The organism is Streptomyces sp. NPDC102278, assembly GCF_044766345.1.
GTDB lineage: Bacteria > Actinomycetota > Actinomycetes > Streptomycetales > Streptomycetaceae > Streptomyces.
Genome location: NZ_JBIWLV010000004.1, coordinates 416,755 through 441,885 on the forward strand (window position 1 = coordinate 416,755; position 25,131 = coordinate 441,885).

The following is a 25,131-nucleotide window of genomic DNA, read 5'->3' on the forward strand; positions in this document are numbered from 1 at the left end:
GTTGTCTCATGCTGCGCACCATGTTCAAGTCCAAGATCCACCGTGCCACCGTGACCCAGGCCGACCTGCACTACGTCGGGTCGGTCACCGTCGATGCCGACCTGTTGGACGCGGCCGACCTGCTGCCCGGGGAGCTGGTCCACATCGTGGACATCACCAACGGCGCGCGGTTGGAGACGTACGTCATCGAAGGCGAGCGCGGGTCCGGTGTCATCGGGATCAACGGCGCCGCCGCCCACCTCGTGCACCCCGGCGACCTGGTGATCCTCATCAGTTACGCGCAGGTGGAGGACGCCGAGGCCCGGGTGCTGAAGCCCCGCGTGGTGCACGTGGACGCGGACAACCGGATCATCGAGCTGGGTGCGGATCCCTCCGCGCCGGTGCCGGGAACGGACCAGGAGCGCAGCCCCCACGCGGTTGCCGTCTGACGAGGTCGGGAGTCGGGAACATGGCGGACGAGCGGACGATCGTGTTCGAGGACGACCGTGCGGCCGGGCGGCTGCTCGCCGTCGAGGAGGGGGCCGCGGTCGGCGTCATCGCCTACTTCGTCCTCGCGAGGGAACCCCAGGCCCTGGTGGCGGTCCACACGATCGTGGAACCCGGGCACGAGGGGCGCGGCATCGGGGGGCGTCTGGTGGAGACCTTCTACGCGCTCGCCGCCACGGCCGGGGTTCCCGTGGTGCCGCTCTGCCCGTACGCGGCGACTTGGGCCGACAAACACCCCGACCTGGCGCCGGCCGCCCCGACGGAGCTGATGACGGCCGCCAGGGCGCAGCTCGCCTCGGACTCCGACCTGTGGTGAGGGTGACGGACGCGCCCCTGACGCTGCTCCACACGTCCGCGGTCCACGTCCCGGTCTTCGACGCGCTGCGCGACCGGGACCACCCGGGCGCCGTCCTGCGGCACCTGGTGGTCCCGGAGTTGCTGGACCGGGCCCGCGCGCAGGGCCCCGAGGCGGTGGCGCCGGCTGTCCGGGAGCTGCTCGGCGGGTGCTCCGGCCCGGTGCTGGTCACCTGTTCGACGATCGGGGCGGTCGCGCAGGCGCAGGCCGACCTCTTGGGGCTGCCGTTGTTCCGGGTGGACCGGCCGATGGCCGCCGAGGCGGTGCGGATCGGCGACCGGATCACCGTACTGGCCTCCTTGGAGTCCACGTTCGCCCCGACCGTGGCCCTGCTGGCGGAGGAGGCCGGAACGCGGAGCGTGTCGATCCGGACGCGGCTGGTCGCCGGGGCCTGGGCCAGGTTCGAGGCGGGAGACGAAGCGGGCTCCCTCGCCCTGGTGGCCGAGGCGATCGACGCCGTCACGGACGCGGACGTCATCCTCCTCGCCCAGGGCTCGATGGCCGGCGCCGCGGCGTCCGCCACGACCCGGATCCCGGTCCTGACGGGCCCCGCCCGCGGCTTGGCCGCCGCGCTCGGGCGGTAGCCGCTCGCCGGTGCTCGGGGGGCGTACCGCCGAGGTTCCGGGGAAGGTGGGACACATGGTGCGAATCGAAGAGCAGACCCAGCCTCCGGTCCCCGGCCCCGACCCGCAGCCTCCGGTGCCGGGCCCCGATCCGACGCCGGGGCCCCGCCCCTTCCCGGACCCCGAGCCGCCCACGCCGCGGCCGGCGCCGCCCGTACCCGGGCCGGTGCCCGAGCCGGACCCGATCCCGGCGCCGCCCGGACCCGCCCCCGTTCCGCAACCCGGCCCGCTCGGGACCTGAGGCCCGCGGGCCGGTTCGCGGTGGCGGCCCGGCCCGGTCGAGACCCGCTCGACCCGGACCGGACCGCGTACGGGGTTCACCCGCGTACGGTGTTCGCCCGTCGGCCCGACGGCCGTCGGGAGGCAGCCGACACAGCCGACACCCGGGCCGCCGGCTCAGGGCCGGCGCGGCCCCGGGCCGCGTCGGCCCGTTCGCCGCGCGTCAGTCCGTGCTGACCTCGGAGCGGTCGCCGCTCCAGAGGGTGTGGAACGAGCCCTCCCGGTCGGTTCGCCGATAGGTGTGCGCCCCGAAGAAGTCGCGCTGGCCCTGGGTCAGGGCCGCGGGCAGCCGCTCCGCGCGCAGCGCGTCGTAGTACGACAGCGAGGCCGCGAACGCCGGCGCCGGGATGCCCTGGCGGACCGCCGCGACCAGCACCTCCCGCCAGTCGTCCTGCGCCGCGCCGATCTCCTGGGCGAACTCCGGGTTCGCCAGCAGGCTCGGCAGCGTGGGCTCGGCGTCGTACGCGGCGAGGATCCGGTCCAGGAACGCCGCCCGGATGATGCAGCCACCGCGCCACAGCGAGGCGACGGCCCCCAGGTCCACGTTCCAGTCGTACTCGGCGCTGCCCGCCTGGATCTGGTGGAAGCCCTGCGTGTACGAGACGATCTTCGAGGCGTACAGGGCCTGCTCGACCTGGGCCGCGAAGGCGTCGGCGGCGGCCCCCGAGAGCGCGGTGGCCGACGGACCCGCCAACTCGCGCGAGGCCTTGCGCAGGTCACCGTGGCCGGACACGGCGCGGGCGAAGACCGCCTCGGCGATCCCCGAGACCGGCACGCCCAGGTCGAGGGCGATCTGCACGGTCCAGCGGCCCGTGCCCTTCTGCTCCGCCGCGTCGGCCACGACGTCCACGAACGGGCGGCCGGTCTCGGCGTCCGTGTGCGCGAGGACCTCGGCCGTGATCTCGATCAGGTACGAGTCCAACCGGCCCTTGTTCCACGTCCGGAAGGTCTCCGCGATCTTCGCGGGGGAGTAGCCGGCGACCTCGCGCAGCAGGTGATAGGCCTCCGCGATGAGCTGCATGTCGGCGTACTCGATGCCGTTGTGCACCATCTTCACGAAGTGCCCGGCGCCGTCCGGACCGATGTGCGAGACGCACGGCGTGCCGTCGGCGGCCTTGGCCGCGATCTTCTCCAGCAACGGCCCGAGCGAGGTGTACGACTCGGCCGGCCCGCCGGGCATGATGCTCGGCCCGAGCAACGCGCCCTCCTCGCCGCCCGAGATGCCGGCGCCCACGAAGTGGATCCCCTGTTCGCGCAGCTCGCGCTCGCGCCGGCGGGTGTCCTCGAAGTGGGCGTTGCCACCGTCGATGATCACGTCGCCCTCCTCCAGGAGTTCGGCGAACTCGCGGATCACGGCGTCGGTCGGCTCGCCGGCCTTCACCATGACGATCAGACGGCGGGGTCGTTCCAGCGCGTCGACGAACTCCTTCGCGGACTCGGCCGCCACGAAGGAACCCTCGTGGCCGAACTCCTCCACCAGGGCATGGGTCTTCGCGGCCGTGCGGTTGTGGACGGCGACGGTGAATCCGTTGCGGGCGAAGTTCCGGGCCAGGTTGCTGCCCATCACCGCGAGCCCGGTGACACCGATCTGGGCGGTGCTGCTGCTCATGCGTGCGCTCCTGCGTGCCTCGATGTGCGGGGACCCCCGACGCTACATCGACCGGGATGTGAGAGCTCGTCCGTTGTGCACTGATTCTCAACTTCGCCTTGAGGCAGGCCGGTTGTGCTACTTGCCGGGCGACTCGTGTCGCCGCTACCTTGTGCCCTTCCTGATGTCTTCAAGGGGGCTCCCATGGGCGTACGGGGCCGGCACCGCCGGTACCAGCCGAGCAGCATCAACCGGGCCTCGCTCGTCGTCACCGCCGGTGGCGCCGGGATCGCGCTCCCTCTCGTCGGAGCGGGGTCCGCCCATGCCGCCTCGGTGGAGACCTGGAACAAGGTCGCCACCTGCGAATCGACCAACAACTGGCAGATCAACACCGGCAACGGCTACTACGGCGGGCTCCAGTTCAGCCAGAGCACCTGGCGGGCCTTCGGCGGTACCGCCTACGCCCCCCGCGCCGACCTGGCCACCAAGGCCCAGCAGATCGCGGTCGCGGAGAAGGTCCTCAAGGGGCAGGGGCCGCAGGCCTGGCCCTCGTGCGGACCGGCCGCCGGACTCAGCCGCAGCGGCCCGGCGCCCGCCGTCACCCCGCACGCGCAGTCCGCGAAGCCCCAGCCGGCCAAGGCCCGGACCCCCGCGCCCCAGCCCACGAAGGTGCAGGTCACGGCCAAACTCCCGCAGGAGGGGGCCGCGACGCCGAAGACCGCGCCGCGTCCGACCGGCACGTCCGTGCTCCCGAACCCGTACGTCGTCGCCCCCGGTGACTCCCTGTCGGCCATCGCCACCGAACAGCGCGTCGAGGGCGGCTGGCAGGCGCTGTACGAGACCAACCGGGCCACCGTCGGCGCCGACCCGAACCTGATCCTGCCCGGTCAGCGCCTCACCCTGCGGATCACGGCCGCCCCGCCGGCGCAGAACCCGCAGAAGCCGCCGCGCACCGCGAGGCCGGTCAAGCCGGTGGCGCCGGCCGCACCGAAGCCCGAGCAGAGCAAGCCCGCCGCGAAGCCGAAGCCCAAGCCCACGCCGGAGCAGAGCAAGCCCCCGGAGAGGGCGAAGCCGAAGACCGAGGCGGCCTCAGCGAAGCAACAGACGTCCTCGGGGGGCTTCTTCGCGCCCGTCGACGCCGGACTCGGCACCGCCTACCGCGTCTCGGGTTCCTCCTGGTCCAGCGGCTACCACACGGGCGTCGACTTCCCGGTGCCGACCGGCACCAGCGTCAAGGCGGTCGGATCCGGCACCGTGGTCTCGGCCGGCTGGTCCGGCGCCTACGGGTACGAGGTCGTCATCCGGCACGCCGACGGCCGGTACTCCCAGTACGCCCACCTGTCCGCGCTCGGGGTCAGGGGCGGACAGCAGGTCTCCGGCGGCCAGCGGATCGGCCGTTCCGGCTCGACCGGCAACAGCAGCGGCCCCCACCTGCACTTCGAGATGCGCAGCGGGCCCGGCTACGGCTCCGACATCGATCCGCTGAGGTACCTCCGCGGACACGGCGTCAGGGTCTGATCCGCGCACGTGCGGCGGCACGGCCATGAGCAGGAGAAGGCCGGCCGCCGCCACCGCGGCGCTCACCGCCGCCCCGAGCGTGCCCAGCGACCCGTGGCGGAAGCCCTCGTCGAACACCGAGATGCCGACGGCCGCCGCGACCACCGGGTTGACCACGGTCACCGTCGCCAGCGGCGCGGTCAGTCCCGCCCCCCGGTACGCGGCCTGGGACAGCAGCAGCCCGCCGGCCGCCAGCGCGGCGATCGCAGCCAGGTCGGGCCACATCGCGGTCGGCGCGTCCAGGGAGAAGCCCTCCGCCACCGACTTCGTGAACACCGAGGCCATGCCGAAGGCCGTGCCGGCCGCCGCGGCCAGCAGCACGCTGCGCGACACCACCCGACGCGTGCGGTGCGCCGTCAGGAACAGCACGGCCACCGAGGCGCCCGCGACCACCAGCAGCAGGGTCCGTCCGCCGTGCGTCAACGCCTGCTCCGCCCGGCCCTCGCCGCCGGTCAGGGCCAACAGCCCCGCCAGGCCGACCGTGGCCAGGACCGCCCCGCGCCAGGCCGCCGCGCCCGCCCGACGGCGGACGAGGACGGCCGCCATCGGGAGCGCGAAGACGATGGTCAGAGCCCCGAGCGGCTGCACCAGGCTGAGCGGTCCGTAGGCCAACGCCACCACGTGCAACAGCGCGCCGAGCGCGTTCAGCCCCACCGCGAACCACCAACCGGCCCGGCGCAGGGGCGCGTAGGACCGGTTCGGCGAGCCCGCGGCCACTTGCTCCTGGACGATGGCGCCGCCGGCATAGGCGACGGCGGAGACCAGACAGAGCAGGACGGACAGCGCGAAGGCACTCATGAATCCCACAATGCCCGACCCGGGTGCCCTATTCCTCCCCCCAGAGGAGTCTCCGGAGGGGTTCGAGTCATCCTCTCGGCATACTCCGGCGGGACTACGGAACGGTCGGACAGACGATTTCCGGCCACCCTGTCGATCAGCGGGCGAACCCATCCATACCGTGACGGGTCACGTGCGGTCCGTGAGGCGCGAGGGCACGGGTTTGGTCCCGGGCGTGTCGCCTCCGTACAGTGGCCCTTTTGGGACCTCCGCAGCAGGCGGACGCGGACGAGTGATCAAGGAACGGCAGCGGCCATGACGGTGACCGAAGACAACCACGCATACGGGCCGGGCATCGACCCCGAGCGACTGGCCCTCGTCCTCAACGTACTCGGTGAACTCGACAAGCTCGACGTCGACCACCCCGACGCCATCACCGTACGCCGCGCCACCGCCGGCCTCTACCGCACGGTCAAGCAGCGCCGCCGCCAGGACCGCCGCGCCGCCAAGACCGCCAACGACAAGGCCGTCACCGAGGCGACCGCGACCGGCTCCGCCGAGCGCATCGACGACGAGACCCAGGGCAACGCCCTGACCGCCGCCACCAAGGGGCCGATCGCCGGAATACTCCAGCGCCCGCGCTCCTGCTACATCTGCAAGACCCGCTACGTCGAGGTCGACGCCTTCTACCACCAGCTGTGCCAGGACTGCGCCGCCTTCAACCGCGCCCGCCGCGACGCCCGCACCAACCTGACCGGCCGCCGCGCCCTGCTCACCGGCGGCCGCGCCAAGATCGGCATGTACATCGCGCTGCGGCTGCTGCGCGACGGCGCGCACACCACCATCACCACCCGCTTCCCCAACGACGCGATCCGCCGCTTCAAGGCCATGCCCGACAGCTCCGAGTGGCTGCACCGCCTGAAGATCGTCGGCATCGACCTGCGCGACCCGGCCCAGGTCGTCGCGCTCGCCGACTCGGTCGCCGCCGAAGGCCCGCTCGACATCCTGATCAACAATGCCGCGCAGACCGTACGCCGCTCCCCGGGCGCCTACAGCGAGCTCGTCGCCGCCGAGGACGCCCCGCTGCCGGCCGGCGCACTGCCCGCCGCCGAGGTCATCGGCACCTTCGGCAGCGGCACCGTCGACCGCGTCGCCGCCCTGCCCACCGGCAAGGGCGAGAAGCTCAGCGCCCAGGACGTCACCGAGTTGGCGCTCGTGTCCGGGTCCGCCTCGCTGGAGCGGATCGCCGCCGGTACGGCCATCGACGCCGGTGGCCTCGTCCCGGACCTGCACGACACCAACAGCTGGATCCAGACGGTGTCCGAGGTCGACCCGATCGAGTTGCTCGAAGTGCAGCTGTGCAACTCCACCGCGCCGTTCATCCTGATCAGCAAGCTGCGGCCGGCGATGGCCGCCGCCGAGGCCGGCCGCAAGTACGTCGTCAACGTCTCCGCGATGGAGGGCGTGTTCAGCCGGGGCTACAAGGGCGCCGGCCACCCGCACACCAACATGGCGAAGGCCGCGCTGAACATGCTGACGCGGACCAGCGCGCAGGAGATGTTCCAGACGGACCGGATCCTGATGACCGCGGTGGACACCGGCTGGATCACCGACGAGCGGCCCCACCCGGACAAGGTCCGTCTGGCCGAGGAGGGCTTCCACGCCCCGCTCGACCTGGTGGACGGCGCGGCCCGGGTCTACGACCCGATCGTGCGTGGCGAGGCCGGGGACGAACTGTTCGGCGTCTTCCTCAAGGACTACGCTCCGGCCAACTGGTAGGCCCTCCGCGTACTCCGTACGGGTGAGACCGCGGCCGAGCGCTCACGTGTCCGCGCAGGACCCCGCCGGCCGCCGCGGCCGGCCCCTCCGAGGGGGCCGGCTCCGCCGGGTCCGTCACCCGGTCGGCCCATCGCGCCGACCGCCCCGTCCCGCGCCCACCTGCCCCGTTCCCCCGAGACGACCCCCGACACGGCCGCCGTGTCGGGGGTCGTCTGTCGTGCGGCTCGACCGGTGCGTCGCTACGGTCGGGAATGCCCCGCACGCCAGGCCGCGTGGCACCGGTGGGTGAACCTCAGGCGACCGACGTGCTGAAGTCGGGGCGAAAACGAGGGGTCCGGAGTGGATTTTACCGTTCCATCGAGCGGGGCCCCGCTCATATGTGTACTCTGATCCGCATGGAGGCCTCACCCGGGCCCCGCTCCACCAAGGCGCCACCGCGTCCGGAAAACCTTTATTTCCCTATCTCCGGCGCGCGATCAGCCCGCTGGGTTACGCGACACAAGGGAGTTCGCGGTGACTGAAATGACCAAGCCCGACCCATCGCTGGAGCGCACCGTCCGAGCGGTGAAGGGGAAGACCCGGTCCGACGAACTCGGAAGCCTGGAAGTGTGGGCGCGGTCCGCCCCCATCCGGCTGGCGGGTTACGAGGACGACCTGGCGGAACCGCACATCCTCCCCGGCATCGACTAGATCCACCGGCCCGCATCCATCGGCCGAGAGCCGCCGGCCCCACGGGCCCGACCCACGCCCCCGCGCCCCCCACGGCGACGGGGGCGAGGCATGCGCCCCGGCCCGACACGGGGCCGTACGACCGGAGTTCCCGTTCCGCGTACGCCCTCGGCGTCATCGCCGACAGCGATCACGGGTTCCCCGCAGGCCCCCCGCCGGGCAGGCTCAACCCATGAAACTGCTGATGCTGGGTGGTACCGAATTCGTCGGACGCGCGATCACCGAGGACGCCCTCGCCCGGGGCTGGGAGGTGACCGTCTTCCACCGCGGACACCACGCGCCCCCGCCCGGCGTCCACGCCGTGCACGGGGACCGCGCCTCCGCCGAGGGCCTGGCCGCCCTCGCCGACGGTGCGTGGGACCTCGTCGTCGACACGTGGAGCGGCGCCCCGACCGCCGTGCGCGACACCGCCCGCCTGCTGGCCGACCGCGTCGGGCGGTACGTGTACATCTCCAGCCGCTCCGTGTACGCCTACCCGGCCCCGGCGGGGCTCGACGAGGACGGCCCGCTGGTCGAGGGCTCGCCCGACGCCGATTCCACCGCCTACGCCGAGGACAAGCGCGGCGGCGAGCTGGCCGCCCTCGACGCCTTCGGCGACCGCGCGCTGCTGGTGCGCGCCGGCCTGATCATCGGCCCGTACGAGAACGTCGGCCGGCTGCCGTGGTGGCTGAACCGGGCCGCGCGCGGCGGGCCGATGGCGGCCCCCGGCCCGCGCGGGCTCCAGCTCCAGTACATCGACGTACGCGACCTCGCGGCCTGGACCCTGGACGCCGCCGAGGCCGGGCGCGGCGGCGCCTACAACCTGGTCTCCCCGGTCGGTCACGCCACGATGGGGGAGCTCCTGGAAGCGTGTCTCGCCGCCACCGGCGGGGACGCGGAACTGCGCTGGATCGACCCGGCCGCGATCGAGGAGGCGGGCGTCCAGCCGTGGACCGAGCTGCCGATCTGGCTGCCCGAGGGCGGCGGGCTGCACGCGTACATGAGCGGTGACGTGAGCAAGGCGGTGGAGGCGGGCCTCGTGTGCCGCCCCGTCGCGGAGACCGCCGTCGACACCTGGGCCTGGCTCCAATCGCTGGGCGGCGTCGTCCCGCAGCGCCCCGACCGAACGGCCAAGGGGATGTCCCCGGAGCAGGAGGCGGCCCTACTCGGGCTCTGACCAGGAGCTTTCCGTGAGGCGGGTGGGTGGCAGGTACTCGCGCAGCAAGGTGCGGTGCCACCACGCGCCCGTCTCGCGGAGCTCCCGCCAGGTCGTGAACCGGTAGCGGTAGACCCTGGCCCGCACATGGACCGGAGGGGCGTCCGGGAAGGGGTTGTGCCGCAGTAGTCGCAGTGTGTCCCGGTCCCCGGCCAGCAGGCGCTCGACGAACGGCCCGAACCAGTCCCGGGCGTAGCCGGGGGAGAGCGCCGCGAACCACATCAACCAGTCCAGGCGCAGGTGGTAGGGGGCGAACTGGCGGGGCATCCGGCCCGGCGCGCCCGGCTTGCCCCTGAACTCGTACGCGCGCCAGTCGCCGTCCTCCCGGGGCACCCGGTCCGCGCTCCCCTCCACCACCACCTCGTCCCGGACGCGGCCCACCGTGCCGAACGCCCCGTACGTGTTGACCAGGTGCAGGGAGTCGAAGGAGCGGTTCATCGCCTGGCGGCGGGAGGCCATGTTGGCCACCGGGTGCCGGCTGAGCCAGAGCACCAGCGCGCCGACCGCGCACACCAGCACCACGAACCAGATCGGCGCCCCGCGCGAGGCGGCCGCCGGGGGCGGGCCGGCGAGCCCCGTGAAGTCGATCGCCGACAGCGCGATCGTGATCGTGACCCAGTTGAGCCAGGCGAAATTGCCGGACAGGACCAACCACGCCTGGGTGGCCACGATGATCGCGGCGGCGTACGAGGCCACCGGCTGGGGAGTGAAGAGCAGCACCGGGACGACCAGCTGGGTCACGTGGTTCGCCGCGCACTCCACGCGGTGCAACGGCTTCGGCAGGTGGTGGAAGAACCAGCTCAACGGCCCGGGCATCGGCTGCGTCTCGTGGTGGTGGTAGAGGCAGGTGAGCGCGCGCCAGCAGGGGTCGCCCCGCATCTTGATCAGCCCCGCCCCGAACTCCACCCGGAAGAGGACCCACCGCAGCAGCCACAGCACGATCACCGGAGGCCCGATCCGGGCGTTGCCGAGGAAGACCGCGAGGAAGCCCACCTCCAGCAACAGCGACTCCCAGCCGAAGGCGTACCAGGTCTGGCCCACGTTCACGATCGAGAGGTACAGCGCCCACGGCACCGCCCACATGGCCATGGCCGCCCCCAGCGGCACCAGGTCCCCGACGCCGGCGGCCAGCGCGGCCGCGAACGCCGCCCCGGTCCACGCGCACCCCGCGAACAGGCGGTCGGAGTAGCGCAGTTGGAACAGGCTCGGGGCGCGCCGGAAGGGCACGTACCGCACGTGGCGCGGCACGGGCAGCATGCCGTGCGTCCCGATCAGCGCGCGGAACTGAAGGGCCGCCCCGACGAAGGCGAAGAGGTACACGCCGGCCAGGGCCCGCTGGAAGACCAGCCGGCCCAGCCAGTAGTCGGGCGCCGTGAACCACTCCATCGTCTCCAGTATCCGGCGCCGGGGCCGACCGCGCCCGGCCCCGCCAGGGCGTGAGCGCGGTTCCGGCCGCGATCCCGCCCTGAACGCGTTCAAGATGCGGCGCCGGGAGAGATGCGGCAGACAAGGAGGAGCAACCGGGGCGAAAGGGAGAAACACGTGAGCGACGGGCCCGACGTGCACACACCGACACACCGTCAGACACCACGCCGTCAGAAGCCACATCGTCACGCACCGGCCCGAGCGCCCCTCTTCGCGCTCTTCGGCCTGCTCGGGCTGCTCGCCACGGCCTGCGGCACGACCGAGGAACCCCGCGCCGCGGCCGCCGGCCCCGAGAGCCAGGAAGTCCACCTCCAGCCCGTCGGCACGGCCGGACCCGACCCGTTCACCAACTCCTCCGCCACCTCCGAATCCGCCCCCGTCCAGCCGCCGCTCCCGAACGCCTCCGGCCAGGGCATCCGCACCGTCAACGCCGCCACCCCGGGCCTGTACGGCGGAACACAGCGGCTCGGCAGCTGCGACGTGGAACAACAGGTCGGCTACCTCACCAGCGACGACGCCAAGGCCGCCGCCTTCGCCCGGGCCTCGGGCATCGAACAGTCCGCTCTCCCCGACCACCTGCGCGGCCTGACCCCGGTGGTGCTGCGCGCCGACGTCCGCGTCACCAGCCACGGCCTGCGCGACGGCCGCGAGAAGAGCTTCCAGTCCGTGCTCCAGGCCGGGACGGCCGTCCTCGTGGACAACCACGGCATGCCCCGCGTGCGCTGCGCCTGCGGCAACCCCCTGGGCGCGCCGCGCGCCCCCAAGGGGAGCCCGGTCCTCAAGGGCGACGCGTGGAACGGCTACCAGACGAACCAGGTCATCGTCATCGAACCCACCGCCCAGGTGCTGGGCAGGCTCACCATCGTCAACATCGCCGACAACACCTGGATCGAGCGGACGAGCGGCGACGACGGGGCCCAGGACAGGACCCCGCAGCCGGCGCCCCCGTACGACCCGTCCGACGGCATCCCGGACGGCCCCGCCCCCTCCACCGAGCCGTCCCCCGGCGAGTCGGCGCCCTCCGGCCCGCCCTCCGACGGTCCCTCCGGCCCGCCGTCGAACCCTCCCGGCGGCCTGCCCCAAGGCGACCCGAGCGGGCCGCCGAGGGAGGCCCCGTCCGGCCCGCCGGCCCGGGTGCCCTCCGAGGTTCCTTCCGACGTCCCGTCCGATGTCCCGCCCGGCCCGCCCTCGGACGTCCCCCCGGACCTCTCCACGGAGCCGATGCCCGTCGACCCGGGGCCGCCGAACGGTGACCCGGGGTTGCCGAACGATGACCCGGGGATGCCGAACGGGCCGGACGGACTGCCGGAGCAGGTGGATCCGTACGACCCCGGTACCGTCCCCGACCCCCCGACGCAGCCCTCCGACGCGGGCGGCCAACTGGAGAGCGCCTGACCCGCCGGTGTGTCATGGTGGATCGGTGCCGACCACCGTATCGCTGCCGGACGACTGGCCCGCACACCCGGACCGGTCGCTCTCGCTGAACCGCATGGGCAGTTTCGACTGGGACCTGGTCACGGGCCTCATGCATCTGGACGCAGCGGCCCTCGACGTCTTCGACACGGACCCCGCCACCTACGACGGCCGTCCCGCGTCCTTGTCGCCGCGCGTTCCGGCCGCCGAGGCGACCCGGCTCGACGCCCTCGTCTCCAGCGCCCTCAAGAGCGGGGTGGACAGCTACGGCGCCTACTTCCGCATCCGCGGCCGCGACGGCCGACTGCGCTGGACGCACACCCAGGGCCGGGTCATGCGCGGCACGGACGGACGGCCGCACCGGATCATCGGCATCGTCCGGGACGCGACCGAGGAGCTCAGCCACTCGGCGGAGCGCCTCGGTCTGGACGAGGAACGCCGCCGCCAGACCTCCGTCGTCGAGAGCACCACCGCCGCGCTCGCCCACGCGCGCACCGTTCGGGACGTCATCGACGTCATCGGCGATGCCCACGGCCTGGAACGGCTCGGCTCGATGGGCATGGTGATGGGCCTCGTCGAGGCCGGCCGCATCCACCTGGTGGCCGAAGGGCCCGTGGGAAGTTTCCTGCCGGGCACCCGCTACACCCGCATCGACGAGGCGTACCCGATGAGCGAGGTCGTCCGCTCGCTCGAACCGCGCTTCCTCGACTCGGCCGAGGAGTTCGCCGAGGGCTACCCGGAGCTCTGGGCCAAGATCTCGTACATGGACATCTCGGCCGCCGCGTACCTGCCGCTGATCGCCCAGGCCCGCCCGATCGGCGCCATCGGACTGCTCTACCAGGACAAGGACGGCTTCACCCAGGACGAACGGAACCTGCTCGTCGCCCTCGGCAGCAGCATCGCGCAGAGCCTCCAGCGGGCCATGCTCCTGGAACAGGAACACGACCTGGCGGAGGGCCTCCAGCAGGCGATGCTGCCGCGCCGCATCCCCTCCGTCCCCGGCGTGGACATCGAGGTCCGCTACCGCTCCGCCCGCATGGGCCAGGACATCGGCGGCGACTGGTACGACGTCATCCCGCTGCCGGGCGGCAAGGTGGGCGCGGTCATCGGGGACGTACAAGGCCACGACACGCACGCCGCGGCGGTCATGGGGCAACTGCGGATCGTGCTGCGCGCGTACGCGGCCGAGGGACACTCGCCGGCCACGGTGATGGCCCGGGCGTCCGTCTTCCTCCACGAACTGGACACCGACCGGTTCGCCACCTGTCTGTACGTCGAGGCCGACCTGGCCACGGGCGTGCTCCAACTGGTCCGGGCCGGCCACATCGACCCCCTGCTGCGCACCCGGGACGGGGACTGCCGGCGGCTGCCGGTGGAGGGCGGGATGCCGCTCGGGCTGTCGGCGGAGTTCGGCAGGCTGGAGTACGCCGTCACGACGGTGGAACTCGACCCCGGGGAAACGCTTCTGCTCTGCACGGACGGGCTCGTCGAACAACCCGGAGCCGACCTCGACGACGGCATCGGCCTCCTCACCACCCTGGTCCGCAACGGGCCGGCCGACCTGGCGGAACTGGCCGACCGGCTCTGCGAGATCGTCGACGACCGGGGCGGCGACGACGACATGGCCCTGCTGTTGCTGCGCCGCGAGCCGAACGAGGCCCCGCAGGTCGGCGGCCGCCTCCAGCAGCACGTGGCCCCCGGCGATCCCGAGGCGCTGGTCGCCGCCCGCCACATGATCGGCGCGGCGGTGCGTGCCTGGGGGGCCAGGGGCCGGTCCGACGAGATCGAACTGGTCGCGGACGAGCTCATCGTCAACGCCCTGATGCACACGGACGGCCCGGCCATCGTGACGCTGCGGATCCTCGCCGGTTCGCAACGACGCCTGCGGGTGGAGGTCGAGGACCGCTCCAGCGCGCTGCCGAGGCGTCGGGAAGCGGGCGACTCGGGGGTGTCGGGTCGGGGCCTGATGCTGGTGGACCGGCTGGCGGACGTGTGGGGTGTGGAGCCGCGCGGGAGCGGCAAGTGCGTGTGGTGCGAGTTCGTCATGGGATAGGTCGTCCCTTTCGGATCCCGCCGGGCCGGCGGTGGCGCGGGGCCGTGCCGAGTCGCGCGGGCGGAGAGCCGGCGGCAGGCTGGGAGGATGCCTGAACTGCCCGAGGTCGAGGCTCTGCGGGAGTTCCTCGACGAGCACCTCACCGGACGGGTCGTCGAACGCGTCCTGCCGCTCGCCGTCAGCGTGCTCAAGACGTACGACCCGCCGCTCACCGCACTCGAAGGGGGCCTGGTCGGGTCCACCGCGCGGTACGGCAAATTCCTCGCCCTGCGCGTCGGCGAACTCCACCTCGTCACCCACCTGGCCCGGGCCGGCTGGCTGCGCTGGCAGGACGCCATGCCCGAGCAGCCGCCGCGCCCCGGCAAAGGCCCGCTCGCGCTGCGTCTCGTACTGGAGGGCGGCGGCGGCTTCGACCTCACGGAGGCGGGCACGCAGAAGCGGCTCGCGGTGTACGTGGTCCGCGACCCGCAGGAGGTTCCCGGCATCGCCCGCCTCGGGCCGGACCCGCTGGCCGAGGACTTCGACCGGGACGCCTTCGCCGCCCTGCTGGCGGGGGAGCGGCGCCAGATCAAGGGGGTGCTGCGCGACCAGGGCGTCATCGCCGGCATCGGAAACGCGTACAGCGACGAGATCCTGCACGCGGCCCGCGTCTCGCCGTTCAAACTGGCCGCCTCCTTCGACGAGGCACAGGTGACGTCCCTGTACGAGGCCGTCCAGACCACCTTGCGCGAGGCGGTCACCCGGGCCCACGGGGTGGCCGCCGGGCGGCTGAAGGCCGAGAAGAAGAGCGGCCTGCGCGTGCACGGCCGGACCGGGGAGCCCTGTCCGGTGTGCGGGGACACGGTCCGCTCGGTGTCCTTCGCCGACTCCTCGCTCCAGTACTGCCCCACCTGCCAGACGGGCGGCAAACCGCTCGCGGACCGGAGGCTGTCCCGGCTCCTGAAATAGCCTCCTCCGCCGCGACCCGCCCCCTCCCACCGCGATCGGCCGCGTAGAATCCGCGACCATGGCCGAGCAGCAGCAGCAGCCGCCCCGGCGGGAGACCGTCACGGGGGTTGCGCGTGGCGCCCGCCGCAGACCGCCGCACACGCCGGCCCGCTCGGAGATCTCGGAGCAGACCACCCTCGGCGCCACCTACGTGCGCGCCCTGATGCGCAGTCAACTACGGGCCGGGTTGGGCGCGCTGGCCGCCCTCGTGCTGCTGGTGGCGACGCTGCCGCTGCTGTTCCTGCTGCCGCGCGCGGGCTCGGGCCCGCTGGTCTGGGTGGTGCTGGGCCTGCTGGTGTACCCGGTGATGTGGCTGATCGCCCGGTGGTACGTGACGCGGGCCGAACGCAACGAGGCCGACTTCACCGGGCTGGTCACGGACCCCGCGGAGGCCCCGGGGCCGCGCCGCCCGCAGTAGCCGCCGCGCCGGCAGCAGCGGTACCCGCGGCTCACCGTCCCCGCCGCCCGTCCCCGGCGTGCTTCAGAACAGGTGCATCGCCAAGTTGCCCAGTGGCAACCCCAGTTGCCAGGCGGGTGTCCAGATGCGGGCGTTCTCGTCCAGCCCCGGGTGGATCTCCTCGGGCTCGTGCCGGTCGGGTTCGAGGTTGGTGGCGAACAGCTCGGTGTGGTCCAGCCACCGCCAGGCGGCGCGGGCCAGTTCCAGGTCGGCGTTCCCGCCGTCGTCGTGCGTCCGGGCCTCCTCGTCGAGTTGGAGGAACCGGGTCCGCACCCAGTCGCGCCACGGATGTCCGTACGCCGTCAGTGACATCCACTCTTCGAGTTGGGACACCACACGGATCCCGGAGAGCTCACCGGCGGCGTCCGAGAGGTAGATGGTCAGCGCGAGCGTGTCGCGTCCCGCGCGGAACTCCTGCGTGCCGGCCGGGATCAGCCGGCCGGTGCGCAGCAACTCGTCCGCGATGTACTCCGCGTAGAGCCATGCCATGGGCACCGCCAGGCCACCACCACTGGTGCCGTTCAAACCCTCGGGCTGCACCGTTCCACCCTCTCCCGCGTGTCGAGCGTCCCGTCGTCAGCCCTGAGCCTTCACCGAGCGACTCGCGGAGCGGGGGATGTTTACTCAACTTGAACGCTCTGATGCCGATTTCGATGCGCTTCATGTCCGATCCGTGCGCATTCGAGACATTCGTTGAGCGGTTCGTCGACAGCCCCGCACCCGGCCGGGGTCGTTCAGGCGCCGAGTCCGTACCCCTGGAGCCCCTTCCGCAGGGCGCGCAGGGCGTAGTACGTGCGGGATTTGACGGTGCCGGCCGGAATCCCGAGTTCCGCCGCGGCCTCGGCCACCGACCGGTCCTGGAAGTAGACCTGCATCAAGACCTCGCGGTGCTCCGGCCCCAGGCTGCCGACCGCGCGCCGCACGTCGATCGCCGTGACCGAGCCGGCCACCGCGTCCACGGGAACCGGCGCCTGCTCCAGGCCGTCCGGTTCCACCTCCTGCGGTCGGGACAGCCTGGCGCGGCGGGCGTCGATCGCCAGGCGCCGGGCGACGGTGAAGAGCCAGGGCCGCATCGAGTCGTGGCTGCTCGCCAGCACCTCGGGGTGCTGCCAGACCCGTACGAGGGTCTCCTGTACGAGATCCTCGGCGCGCTGCGCGTCCCCCGCCGTGAGGCCGAGCAGGAAACCGAACAGCGCCCGCCCGTGATCGCGCTGGAGTTCGGCCAGCGCCTCGGGATCCGTGCGACGGAGGGTGGGGGAGGGTGGCACGAGTGGCTCCTTCCGAGGTTCGCCGGCGTCCGCTGGGGAGCCCGCTCGGTCCGACACACTCACCCTGACCTGCGCGGAGCCGCCCCGGAACCGTCCGGCGTCGCCGTTGCGCCCAAGGACCCGGGTCGTCCGGTGGGCGGCCGCACCGGGCGGTGAACGGTCGAACGGCGCGGCGAACGGCCATCAGGGTGAGCCGGTGCCCGGCGGGCGGCGCCGCTCCTTGACATGGGACGGCTTCTTCTATGGATTCAGATCATCGGATAGTCCTACTAATGAGAGTTGGGGCAGATGACCTCGCGCACCCGCCGGGCCCTCGCGCTGCTGTCCGCGGTCCTGCTGTCCGCCGCCGTCGCGGGCTGCTCCACCTCCGAGCGCTCCGCCCCCGCCCGACTCGCGCCTCCCCAGACCCCGCCGCCCTCCAAGGCCGCGGGCGCTCCCGCCGCGGCGACCGGAACCGCGGCGAGGGGTTTTACCCTGGTGGCAACCGGCGACGTACTGCCCCACACCTCCGTCATCCGGCAGGGCGCGGTGGACGCGGGCGGCGACGGACACGATTTCAAGCCGTTGTTCGCGGGAGTCAAACCGGTCGTCTCGGGCGCCGACCTGGCCCTCTGCCACATGGAGACGATCTACGGCGAGGAGGGCGGACCCTTCAGCGGCTACCCCGCCTTCAAGTCGCCCCCCGAGATCGCCGACGCGCTGAAGGACGCGGGCTACGACGGCTGCTCCACCGCGTCGAACCACACCCTGGACGACGGGGAGGACGGGCTGGAGCGCACCCTCGACCGCTTCGACAAGGTCGGTCTGGGACACGCCGGATCGGCCCGCACGGCCGCCGAGGCCGCCAGGACCAGGCTGTACACGGCCGGCACCGCCAAGGTCGCCCATCTGGCGTACACCTTCGACACCAACGGCTACCCGATGCCCGAGGGAAAGCCGTGGGCGGTCAACCTGCTCGACTCCAAGAAGATCGTCGCGGACGCGCGGGCGGCCCGGAAGGCCGGCGCGGACGTGGTGCTGGTCAGCACGCACTGGGGCACGGAATGGCAGACCGAGCCGGACGAGAGGCAACTGTCCCTGGGCAAGGAGCTCACGGCCTCACAGACGGCCGGTCGGCCGGACGTCGACCTGGTCCTCGGCACCCACGCACACATCCCGCAGGCGTACGAGAAGGTCAACGGGACCTGGGTCGTCTACGGCATGGGCGATCAGGTGGCGGGCGAGATGTTCAACCACGAGGGAGACCGCGACCTGCGCGGCAGCTACAGCTCCATCGGTCGCTTCACCTTCGCCCCGCCGGCGGCGCCCGGACAGCGCTGGCAGGTCACGAAGGCCGAGTTCATCCCGCAGCTGATGGACAACGACGAGGGCAGGGTCGTCAACCTCGTCGACGCCCTGGCCGGGCAGTCGGACCGGGACGACCACCGCACCGCGCACGAGGCCATCACCGAGGCCGTCCTCAGCCGAGGCGCCGCCAAGGACGGCCTGAAAGCGGTGACGCAACAGAGCCGGTGACGCGGCAGACCTGGTCACGTGGCAGACCTGGTCACGTGGCAGACCCGGTCACGTGGCAGACCCGGTCACGTGGCAACCTGGCCGGCCCGGGGAAGCCGGCGCCGGGCAGGGGTCGGTGGAGCGGTCGGCCTACGGCACGACGGTGACCGGCCAGCGGCCCGCCTTGACCAGCCGGACCGCCACCGAGCCGACGATCCGGTGACCGGCCTGCTCGGAGGCGCCGACCACCACGGCGTCCGCCTTCAGTTCCCCCGCCGCGCTGACCAGGCCCGCGTACGGGTCCCCGCGGAAGGTGTGGAACTGCCAGCGCACCTCGAAGATGCCCTTGAGCCGCTCCGCCGACGCGCGGATCTCCGCGACGATGCCCTCGGCGATCTCCCCGGTCGCGTCCGCCACCGGGGCGCCCAACGAGGCACCCGCCTGCATCACCGGCTGGACGTACACCAACGCCAGCAGCGCGTTCTGCCGCCGGGCCAGCCCCGCCGCGTAGGCCGCCGCCCGCAGTGAGGACTCCGACCCGTCGACCCCGGCCAGGATCACCTTCGGGCCGTCCGTACCGCGCTCGAATCCCGTGTTCACGTGCTCTGTCACGCCTTCGAGGCTATCCGCCTCGCCGCGCGCACCGGCACGGGCCTCCCTACAGTGCGAACCATGAGTGCCACCGTGGAGGAGCCGCGCGGAACCCGGAACCGCTTCCTCAACCGGGTCCCCGACGCGTTCGGAGCGTTCTTCGGCGCGCTGGGCCTGTTCTGCGCCCTGCTGGCGCTCGCCCCGACGCTGCGCAGACTCCTGCGGCACGTCGTGCGCTTCCTCGACGCGTTCGTGGTGCCCGTCAGCGAGAACCTCGCCTACGCCGTCTTCCTCTTCCTGCTGGCCGCCGCCCTCGGCCTGCGCAAGCGGGTCGCGTGGTGGATCGTCGTCACCTATCTGGCCCTGCTCATCGTGGTCGACGTCTTGATCATCGCGGACGAGGACTACTGGGTCGGCGGCATCTCGATGGGCATCTCCGTCGCGGCCCTCGTCGTCCTGATCGCCGCCCGCCACGAGTTCTACGCCGCCTCCCGCCCCGGCGCCCTGTGGCGGGCGCTCCTCGTGCTGGGCCTCGGGCTGCTCGCCGCCGTCCTCCTCGGCTGGGGCCTGGTCGCCCTCTTCCCCGGCACCCTGCCCAGGGGACAATGGCTCGACTGGGCCGCCAAGCAGGTGTTCGGCGGACTCTTCTCCGCCCGCCAGTTCGACGGCCGCCCGCCCCGCCCCCTCTACTTCCTGCTCGGCCTGTTCGGCGCCCTCGCCCTGCTGAACGCCGCCGCCACCCTCTTCCGTTCCCAGCGACTGACCGCCGCCCTCCACGGGGACGAGGAGTCCCGCATCCGCGCCCTCCTCGGCGCGTACGGACGGGGCGACTCCCTCGGCTACTTCGCCACCCGCCGGGACAAGGCCGTCGTGTTCGCCCCCAGCGGGAAGGCCGCCGTCACCTACCGCGTGGAGGCGGGCGTCTGCCTCGCGAGCGGCGATCCGGTGGGCGACCCCGCCGCTTGGACCCCGGCCATCAACGCCTGGCTGGCGGTCGCCGGCCGCTACGGCTGGACGCCCGCCGTCATGGGCGCCTCCGAGGACGGGGCGACCGCGTACGCCCGCTCCGGGCTCGGCGCCCTGCAACTCGGCGACGAGGCCATCCTGCACGTGGCCCACTTCGACCTCGACGGCCGCGACATGCGCGTCACCCGGCAGGCCGTCAACCGGGTCCGGCGCACGGGCGCCACCACGGTCATCCGCCGCCACTCCGCCCTCTCCGAGGACGAGATGCAGATGATCGTCGACCGGGCCGACACGTGGCGCGACACCGAGACCGAACGCGGCTTCTCGATGGCCCTGGACCGGCTCGGCGACGCCGCGGACGGGGACTGCCTGCTGGTCGAGGCCTTCGACGACAAGGGCGAGCTGATCGCGCTGCTGTCCTTCGTCCCCTGGGGCAGGGACGGCATCTCCCTCGACCTGATGCGCCGCGACCGCTCCGCGCCCAACGGGGTCATGGAGTTCATGGTCGCCCAACTGTGCGCCGCCGCGCCCGGTCTGGGAGTACGCCGCATCTCCCTCAACTTCGCCGTCTTCCGGTCCGCCTTCGAGGAGGGCGGCCGGATCGGCGCCGGCCCGATCCTGCGGCTGTGGCGCAGACTGCTGCTGTTCTTCTCCCGCTGGTGGCAGCTGGAGGCCCTGTACCGGTCGAACGTCAAGTACGGCCCCGAGTGGTACCCCCGGTTCCTCTGCTACCAGGACGCCGGCTCGCTCGCCCGGGTCAGCCTCGCCTCCGGCATCGCCGAAGGGTTCGTCTCCGTACCGCGCATGCGCACCCTGTGGGGCAACGGCCACCCCAAGGGCCTCACCGCCCCCGCCACCACCGCAGGCCTGCCCTCCATCGACTCCCTCGGACTGGAATCCGCGGGGGAGCCGGGCCGGGGCGCCCCGGTCGAACGGCTGCCCGAGCAGGTGCGCGTCCGCCACGCCAAACTGGAACGGATCCGGGCCGCCGGCACCGACCCCTACCCGGTCGGCGTCCGACAGCGCACCCACACCGTCGCGCAACTGAAGGCCGCCCACCCCGGCTACCCGCCCGGAGCCCGCACCGGTGAGGAGGTCACCCTCGCCGGGCGCCTCATGGTCGTACGGGACCTCGGCGGCGTGGTCTTCGCCGTGCTGCGCGACTGGACCGGCGACACCCAGGTGATGTTCACGCGGGACGAGGCCGGAGCGGAGGTACTGGACTCCTTCACCACCCAGGTCGACTTCGGCGACCAGGTCCTGGTCTCCGGGGAGGTCGGCACGAGCAGGACGGGCGAGCTCTCCGTCGTGGTCACCTCCTGGCAACTCACCGGCAAGTGCCTGCGCCCCCTCCCCGACAAGCGCAAGGGTCTCGCCGACCCCGAGGCGCGCGTGCGCCGCCGCTACCTCGACCTGATCTGCGGCCCGGACGCCCGGGACGTCGTCCGCGCCCGCTCCAGCGCGGTCCAGGCGCTGCGCCAAGGGCTGCTCGACCGCGGTTACCTGGAGGTCGAGACCCCGATGCTCCAGCAGATCCACGGCGGCGCGAACGCCCGACCGTTCCGCACCCACATCAACGCCTACGACCTCGACCTGTACCTGCGCATCGCACCCGAGCTGTACCTGAAGCGGCTCTGCGTCGGCGGCATGGAGAAGGTCTTCGAAATGGGCCGCACCTTCCGCAACGAGGGCGTCTCCTACAAGCACAACCCCGAGTTCACGATGCTGGAGGCGTACCAGGCGTTCGCGGACTACGACGTGATGCTCGACCTCACCCGCGAACTCATCCAGGGCGCCGCCACCGCCGCCTACGGCTCGCCCATCGCCCACAAGGCGGACGCCGACGGCAAGCTCGTCGTCCACGACATCTCCGGGACCTGGCCGGTCAAGACCATGTACGGGGCGATCAGCGAGGCCCTCGGCGAAGAGGTCGACGCCGACACCGAGGAACACGTGCTGCGCGGACTGTGCGACCGGGCGTCGGTCCCGCACACCCCCGAGAACACCCGCGGCGACGTGGTGCTGGAGATGTACGAGAGGCTGGTGGAGGAGCGGACCAAGCTGCCCACCTTCTACAAGGACATCCCCACCGACGTCTCCCCGCTGACCCGGCAGCACCGCAGGGACCCGAGGCTCGCCGAGCGCTGGGACCTGGTGGCCTTCGGCACCGAACTGGGCACCGCCTACTCGGAACTCACCGACCCCGTGGAACAGCGGCGCCGACTCACCGCGCAGTCGCTGCTGGCGGCGGGCGGCGACCCGGAGGCGATGGAACTCGACAACGACTTCCTGGACGCCCTGGAGTATGCGATGCCGCCGACGGGGGGCCTGGGCATCGGGGTCGACCGACTCGTCATGTTCCTCACGGGTCTGACGATCCGCGAAACGCTTCCGTTCCCGCTGGTGCGCCGCGGCTGACCCGTCCGTCGCCGGCTGGTCCGTGCGGGTGAGGGGCAGAAGGTGCTCCCGCGCCTCTCGACATCTTCGGCGATGTCGTTGATACGTAGTAAGAATGAAAAATGACGAGCCGACAGTAGGGCGACGCGTGCTCCTGCGCACCGCCGTCTTCCTCGGAGTCGCCGCCGCCTCCGGCCTGCTGACCGGGGGCGAGACCGACACGCGGGTCCCCGGCGCCGCCGGCCCGGCCCCGGCCGCCGGACCCGGACCCGCCGGCGGCCCGCCCGCCCGCCTGCCCCAGGGCCCGCCCCCCACCTCGTACCGGCTGGCCCCCATGACCTCCGAGTCACCCGTGCGCCCGGTCGCCGCGAAGCCCGCCGTCCGGACCCGCCCCATCGAGGGACTGCCGGCCGACCCCGGCACCGCCGGCGCCATGGTGCTCACGTTCGACGACGGCCCCGACCCCCGCTACACCCCCGGGATCCTGGACACCCTCGCCCGGTACCACGTCCGCGCCATGTTCTTCGTCTGCGGGGAGATGGCCACCGACAACCGCGACCTGCTGCGCCGCATGGTCGCCGAAGGGCACGTCATCGGCAACCACACCTGGACCCACCCGCTCATCCCGCAACTCACCAGACCCGCCCTCGCCTCCGAGATCGGACGCACCAGCGACGTCGTACAACAGGCGGTGGGGGAGGCGCCCAAGTGGTTCCGGGCCCCGTACGGGGCGTGGAACCGGGCCGCCTTCGAGATCGGCGCCGAACTGGGCATGGAACCGCTGGCCTGGACCGTGGACTCCCTGGACTGGACGGAGCCCGGCACCACGACCATCGTCTCCCGCGTCCTCAAGGGAGCCGGGTCGGGGGTGATCGTGCTGAACCACGACGCGGGCGGAAACCGCGCGCAGAGCGTCCAGGCACTCAGTACGTACCTGCCCCAACTGCTCGCACGCGGCTACCGGATGACCCTGCCGGTCCTGCCGACCGCGCAGACCCCGCCGACGCATCCCGCGACGCCGCCGCACTGAGGTCCCCTCACCCGGCGCGGCGGCCACGTGCCGACGTCGATCGACTGCTCAGCGGGCCTCCACCATCCGGGCGAACACGACCACGTTGCCGTCGTAGCCCCGGGCCTTCGAGTAGCCGCCGCCACAGGTGATCACCCGGAGTTCCGCGTGCCCGGTGTCCCCGTACACCCGGGCTCCGGGGAAGGCGTCCTTGGAGAACACCTCCACGCCGTACACCTCGAAGACGGCCGTCCGCCCGTCGTACCGCTCGACCTCGATGCGGCTGCCCTTGCGGACCGAGCCCAGACCGTAGAAGACGGCCGGACCCTGCGCGTTGTCCACGTGACCCACGATCACGGCGGAACCGCGCTGGCCGGGCGAGATCCCGTTGAGGTACCAGCCGGCGAGGTTCGGATCCGTCGGCGGCGGGGCGTCGATCCAGCCCGTCGCGTCCAGCCCGACCGTCATCACCGGAGCGTCCACGCTGATGCCGGGGATCCGGATGCGCTGGACCGACGAGTGCTCCAACACCTCCATGTCCGCGGGCGGCACGGGCGGTGCTGCCGGCAGCCGGTCGGGATGCGCCCCGACCGCCGCCGCGGCGGCGGGCTGTGGCGGCCCGTCCTCGAAGTCCACGCCGTTGCGCATCATGGCGAGGCCGGTGAGCAGGACCAGCGCGAGCGCTCCCCAGGGGGAGTGTCTCCTCGGTCGCCGCTCACTCTCGTCCTCGGTCATGGCTCTCCCTTCCCGACGCGGGGGTCCCGACCCGCGTTCCAGTCCCTCCCCGGTACGCCCTTCTTCACGCACGTTAAGGGTGCATGTGCGGGACGGCGATCGGGGAAGGGCGAACGGGTGGTGCCGCCGGACGGGGTGCGGCCATCCAGGTAATCGTCACATAAATGCCTGACGGGTCGTGACCTGCGGATCCGTCAGATGAGATGCCCGCGCTTCGGCGTGTCGCTCAACCGGGCGGCCCAAAGGCGGAAATGCGCTGGTTGCGAGCCGCCCCGAGGGTTCGTGATGGGAGGCGTTCTCGTCGATCTTCCCGGGCGACCGCTCCGGGGCGCTTCCCGCTGGAGGTTCCACCATGCGTGCTTCTCGCGCTCTTGCCGTGACCGCCGCGGCGTTCGCCGTCGTCGGTCTCGGGATTCCGTTCGCTTCGGCGAACCCGGCAGGCGGGCCGCCATCCGGCGGCGGCAACGGCCCAAGCAACGTCACGGTCAACCCGTACTCCGTCCACCAGGGCTCCACGATGCAGGTCAGCGCGGCCGGCTGCGGCCGCGGCGGCACGGTCTGGTCGCACGGCAACTTTCCGCAGACGAACCTGTCGGCCGGCTCCATCGGGTTCGCGACCGTCCGCATCTTCAACCACGCCTCTCCCGGTCACCACACGCTGTCCGTCAAGTGCCACGACAACAGCCTCGTGGCCACGCACCGCTTCACGATCCTGGACGGGCGCGGGGCGGAAGGCGGCCTGGGCGGCTCCATCGGCCCGTCCTCCACCGAGACCGCCATCGGCGCGGGGCTCATCAGCGCCGCCGCCCTCGGGGCGGGCGTCCACGTGATGCGCCGTCGCCGTCCGGCCGCCGGCCGGGCCTGACCGGCTGACCTCCCCGGTCGTCCCGGAACCGCCGGGGGGGGGGGGGGGGGGGGCGGGGGCGCCGACGGCGCCCCCGGCGCGTGGGGGGGGGGCGGGGGGCGGC

21 protein-coding genes and 1 pseudogene are annotated in these 25,131 nt (G+C 72.7%); 15 read left to right on the forward strand and 7 right to left on the reverse strand.

The window, feature by feature from the left end; all coding sequences use genetic code 11:
* The first annotated feature begins 8 nt into the window (after positions 1 to 8).
* From panD to ACIRO3_RS14120, 3 genes are read left to right on the forward strand one after another with little or no spacing between them, the layout of a single operon-like run.
* Entirely contained in the window at positions 9 to 428 is a 420-nt protein-coding gene (gene panD, locus ACIRO3_RS14110) for an aspartate 1-decarboxylase (RefSeq protein WP_030870250.1), read from the forward strand.
* A 20-nt stretch (positions 429 to 448) separates the two neighbouring features.
* Positions 449 to 802: a GNAT family N-acetyltransferase gene (locus ACIRO3_RS14115; protein ID WP_404136076.1), complete on the forward strand. Its 354-nt coding sequence runs from the start codon at positions 449 to 451 to the stop codon at positions 800 to 802.
* Between the two features lie 2 nt (positions 803 to 804).
* Positions 805 to 1,425, forward strand: a complete 621-nt coding sequence (locus tag ACIRO3_RS14120) for an aspartate/glutamate racemase family protein (protein ID WP_404136079.1) — start codon at positions 805 to 807, stop codon at positions 1,423 to 1,425.
* Between the two features lie 481 nt (positions 1,426 to 1,906).
* Here ACIRO3_RS14120 and gndA read toward each other — a convergent pair whose 3' ends face one another.
* Positions 1,907 to 3,352 carry an NADP-dependent phosphogluconate dehydrogenase gene (gene gndA / locus ACIRO3_RS14125; RefSeq protein WP_365997657.1) on the reverse strand — a complete coding sequence of 482 codons (1,446 nt, stop codon included), beginning with the start codon at positions 3,350 to 3,352 and terminating at the stop codon, positions 1,907 to 1,909.
* Between the two features lie 183 nt (positions 3,353 to 3,535).
* On the opposite strand from gndA, the gene ACIRO3_RS14130 reads away from it, so the two are divergent.
* Positions 3,536 to 4,849, forward strand: a complete 1,314-nt coding sequence (locus ACIRO3_RS14130) for a transglycosylase family protein (protein WP_404136082.1) — start codon at positions 3,536 to 3,538, stop codon at positions 4,847 to 4,849.
* A 105-nt stretch (positions 4,850 to 4,954) separates the two neighbouring features.
* On the opposite strand, the pseudogene ACIRO3_RS14135 reads toward ACIRO3_RS14130, so the two are convergent.
* Positions 4,955 to 5,839, reverse strand: a pseudogene (locus tag ACIRO3_RS14135) (DMT family transporter); the annotation flags it as partial.
* A 141-nt stretch (positions 5,840 to 5,980) separates the two neighbouring features.
* On the opposite strand from ACIRO3_RS14135, the gene ACIRO3_RS14140 reads away from it, so the two are divergent.
* From ACIRO3_RS14140 to ACIRO3_RS14150, 3 genes are all read left to right on the forward strand, one after another.
* On the forward strand, positions 5,981 to 7,444 hold the full coding sequence (locus ACIRO3_RS14140; RefSeq protein ID WP_404136085.1) for an SDR family NAD(P)-dependent oxidoreductase: 1,464 nt from the start codon (positions 5,981 to 5,983) through the stop codon (positions 7,442 to 7,444).
* Between the two features lie 513 nt (positions 7,445 to 7,957).
* Positions 7,958 to 8,134, forward strand: coding sequence for a hypothetical protein (locus tag ACIRO3_RS14145; protein WP_159041562.1), 177 nt, complete (start codon positions 7,958 to 7,960; stop codon positions 8,132 to 8,134).
* A 211-nt stretch (positions 8,135 to 8,345) separates the two neighbouring features.
* Positions 8,346 to 9,329: an NAD-dependent epimerase/dehydratase family protein gene (locus ACIRO3_RS14150; RefSeq protein ID WP_404136089.1), complete on the forward strand. Its 984-nt coding sequence runs from the start codon at positions 8,346 to 8,348 to the stop codon at positions 9,327 to 9,329.
* Here the strand turns inward: ACIRO3_RS14150 and ACIRO3_RS14155 are convergent.
* On the reverse strand, positions 9,315 to 10,754 hold the full coding sequence (locus ACIRO3_RS14155) for a lipase maturation factor family protein (RefSeq protein WP_404136092.1): 1,440 nt from the start codon (positions 10,752 to 10,754) through the stop codon (positions 9,315 to 9,317). The two genes, ACIRO3_RS14150 and ACIRO3_RS14155, sit on opposite strands and share 15 nt — an antisense overlap.
* Before the next feature lie 156 nt (positions 10,755 to 10,910).
* On the opposite strand from ACIRO3_RS14155, the gene ACIRO3_RS14160 reads away from it, so the two are divergent.
* The 4 genes from ACIRO3_RS14160 to ACIRO3_RS14175 all read left to right on the forward strand — a co-directional run bounded on the left by ACIRO3_RS14160 (position 10,911) and on the right by ACIRO3_RS14175 (position 15,664).
* Positions 10,911 to 12,188 carry a DUF6777 domain-containing protein gene (locus tag ACIRO3_RS14160; RefSeq protein ID WP_404136095.1) on the forward strand — a complete coding sequence of 426 codons (1,278 nt, stop codon included), beginning with the start codon at positions 10,911 to 10,913 and terminating at the stop codon, positions 12,186 to 12,188.
* Positions 12,189 to 12,195: 7 nt separating this feature from the next.
* Positions 12,196 to 14,259: a SpoIIE family protein phosphatase gene (locus ACIRO3_RS14165; RefSeq protein WP_404136098.1), complete on the forward strand. Its 2,064-nt coding sequence runs from the start codon at positions 12,196 to 12,198 to the stop codon at positions 14,257 to 14,259.
* An 87-nt stretch (positions 14,260 to 14,346) separates the two neighbouring features.
* Positions 14,347 to 15,207: an Fpg/Nei family DNA glycosylase gene (locus ACIRO3_RS14170; RefSeq protein WP_404136101.1), complete on the forward strand. Its 861-nt coding sequence runs from the start codon at positions 14,347 to 14,349 to the stop codon at positions 15,205 to 15,207.
* A gap of 58 nt (positions 15,208 to 15,265) precedes the next feature.
* Positions 15,266 to 15,664 carry a hypothetical protein gene (locus ACIRO3_RS14175; RefSeq protein ID WP_404136104.1) on the forward strand — a complete coding sequence of 133 codons (399 nt, stop codon included), beginning with the start codon at positions 15,266 to 15,268 and terminating at the stop codon, positions 15,662 to 15,664.
* 63 nt (positions 15,665 to 15,727) lie between these two features.
* Here the strand turns inward: ACIRO3_RS14175 and ACIRO3_RS14180 are convergent, their stop codons facing one another.
* Both ACIRO3_RS14180 and ACIRO3_RS14185 read right to left on the reverse strand, forming a co-directional pair.
* Entirely contained in the window at positions 15,728 to 16,192 is a 465-nt protein-coding gene (locus ACIRO3_RS14180) for a hypothetical protein (RefSeq protein ID WP_361773285.1), read from the reverse strand.
* A 245-nt stretch (positions 16,193 to 16,437) separates the two neighbouring features.
* Positions 16,438 to 16,971 carry a sigma-70 family RNA polymerase sigma factor gene (locus ACIRO3_RS14185; protein WP_361773227.1) on the reverse strand — a complete coding sequence of 178 codons (534 nt, stop codon included), beginning with the start codon at positions 16,969 to 16,971 and terminating at the stop codon, positions 16,438 to 16,440.
* Between the two features lie 288 nt (positions 16,972 to 17,259).
* Between ACIRO3_RS14185 and ACIRO3_RS14190 the strand changes: the two genes are divergently transcribed.
* On the forward strand, positions 17,260 to 18,486 hold the full coding sequence (locus tag ACIRO3_RS14190; RefSeq protein WP_404136107.1) for a CapA family protein: 1,227 nt from the start codon (positions 17,260 to 17,262) through the stop codon (positions 18,484 to 18,486).
* Positions 18,487 to 18,615: 129 nt separating this feature from the next.
* On the opposite strand, the gene ACIRO3_RS14195 is transcribed toward ACIRO3_RS14190, so the two are convergent.
* Complete coding sequence (locus ACIRO3_RS14195; protein WP_361773233.1) at positions 18,616 to 19,077, reverse strand: universal stress protein; 462 nt, start codon at positions 19,075 to 19,077, stop codon at positions 18,616 to 18,618.
* A gap of 60 nt (positions 19,078 to 19,137) precedes the next feature.
* Between ACIRO3_RS14195 and lysX the strand changes: the two genes are divergently transcribed.
* Together lysX and ACIRO3_RS14205 are read left to right on the forward strand one after the other, a co-directional pair.
* Entirely contained in the window at positions 19,138 to 22,440 is a 3,303-nt protein-coding gene (lysX, locus tag ACIRO3_RS14200) for a bifunctional lysylphosphatidylglycerol synthetase/lysine--tRNA ligase LysX (RefSeq protein ID WP_404136111.1), read from the forward strand.
* A gap of 94 nt (positions 22,441 to 22,534) precedes the next feature.
* Positions 22,535 to 23,449 carry a polysaccharide deacetylase family protein gene (locus ACIRO3_RS14205; RefSeq protein WP_404136113.1) on the forward strand — a complete coding sequence of 305 codons (915 nt, stop codon included), beginning with the start codon at positions 22,535 to 22,537 and terminating at the stop codon, positions 23,447 to 23,449.
* 48 nt (positions 23,450 to 23,497) lie between these two features.
* Here the strand turns inward: ACIRO3_RS14205 and ACIRO3_RS14210 are convergent, their stop codons facing one another.
* Positions 23,498 to 24,163: a class F sortase gene (locus ACIRO3_RS14210; RefSeq protein WP_404136116.1), complete on the reverse strand. Its 666-nt coding sequence runs from the start codon at positions 24,161 to 24,163 to the stop codon at positions 23,498 to 23,500.
* A 352-nt stretch (positions 24,164 to 24,515) separates the two neighbouring features.
* On the opposite strand from ACIRO3_RS14210, the gene ACIRO3_RS14215 reads away from it, so the two are divergent.
* Positions 24,516 to 25,028 carry a hypothetical protein gene (locus ACIRO3_RS14215; RefSeq protein WP_404136119.1) on the forward strand — a complete coding sequence of 171 codons (513 nt, stop codon included), beginning with the start codon at positions 24,516 to 24,518 and terminating at the stop codon, positions 25,026 to 25,028.
* Positions 25,029 to 25,131: the final 103 nt, after the last annotated feature.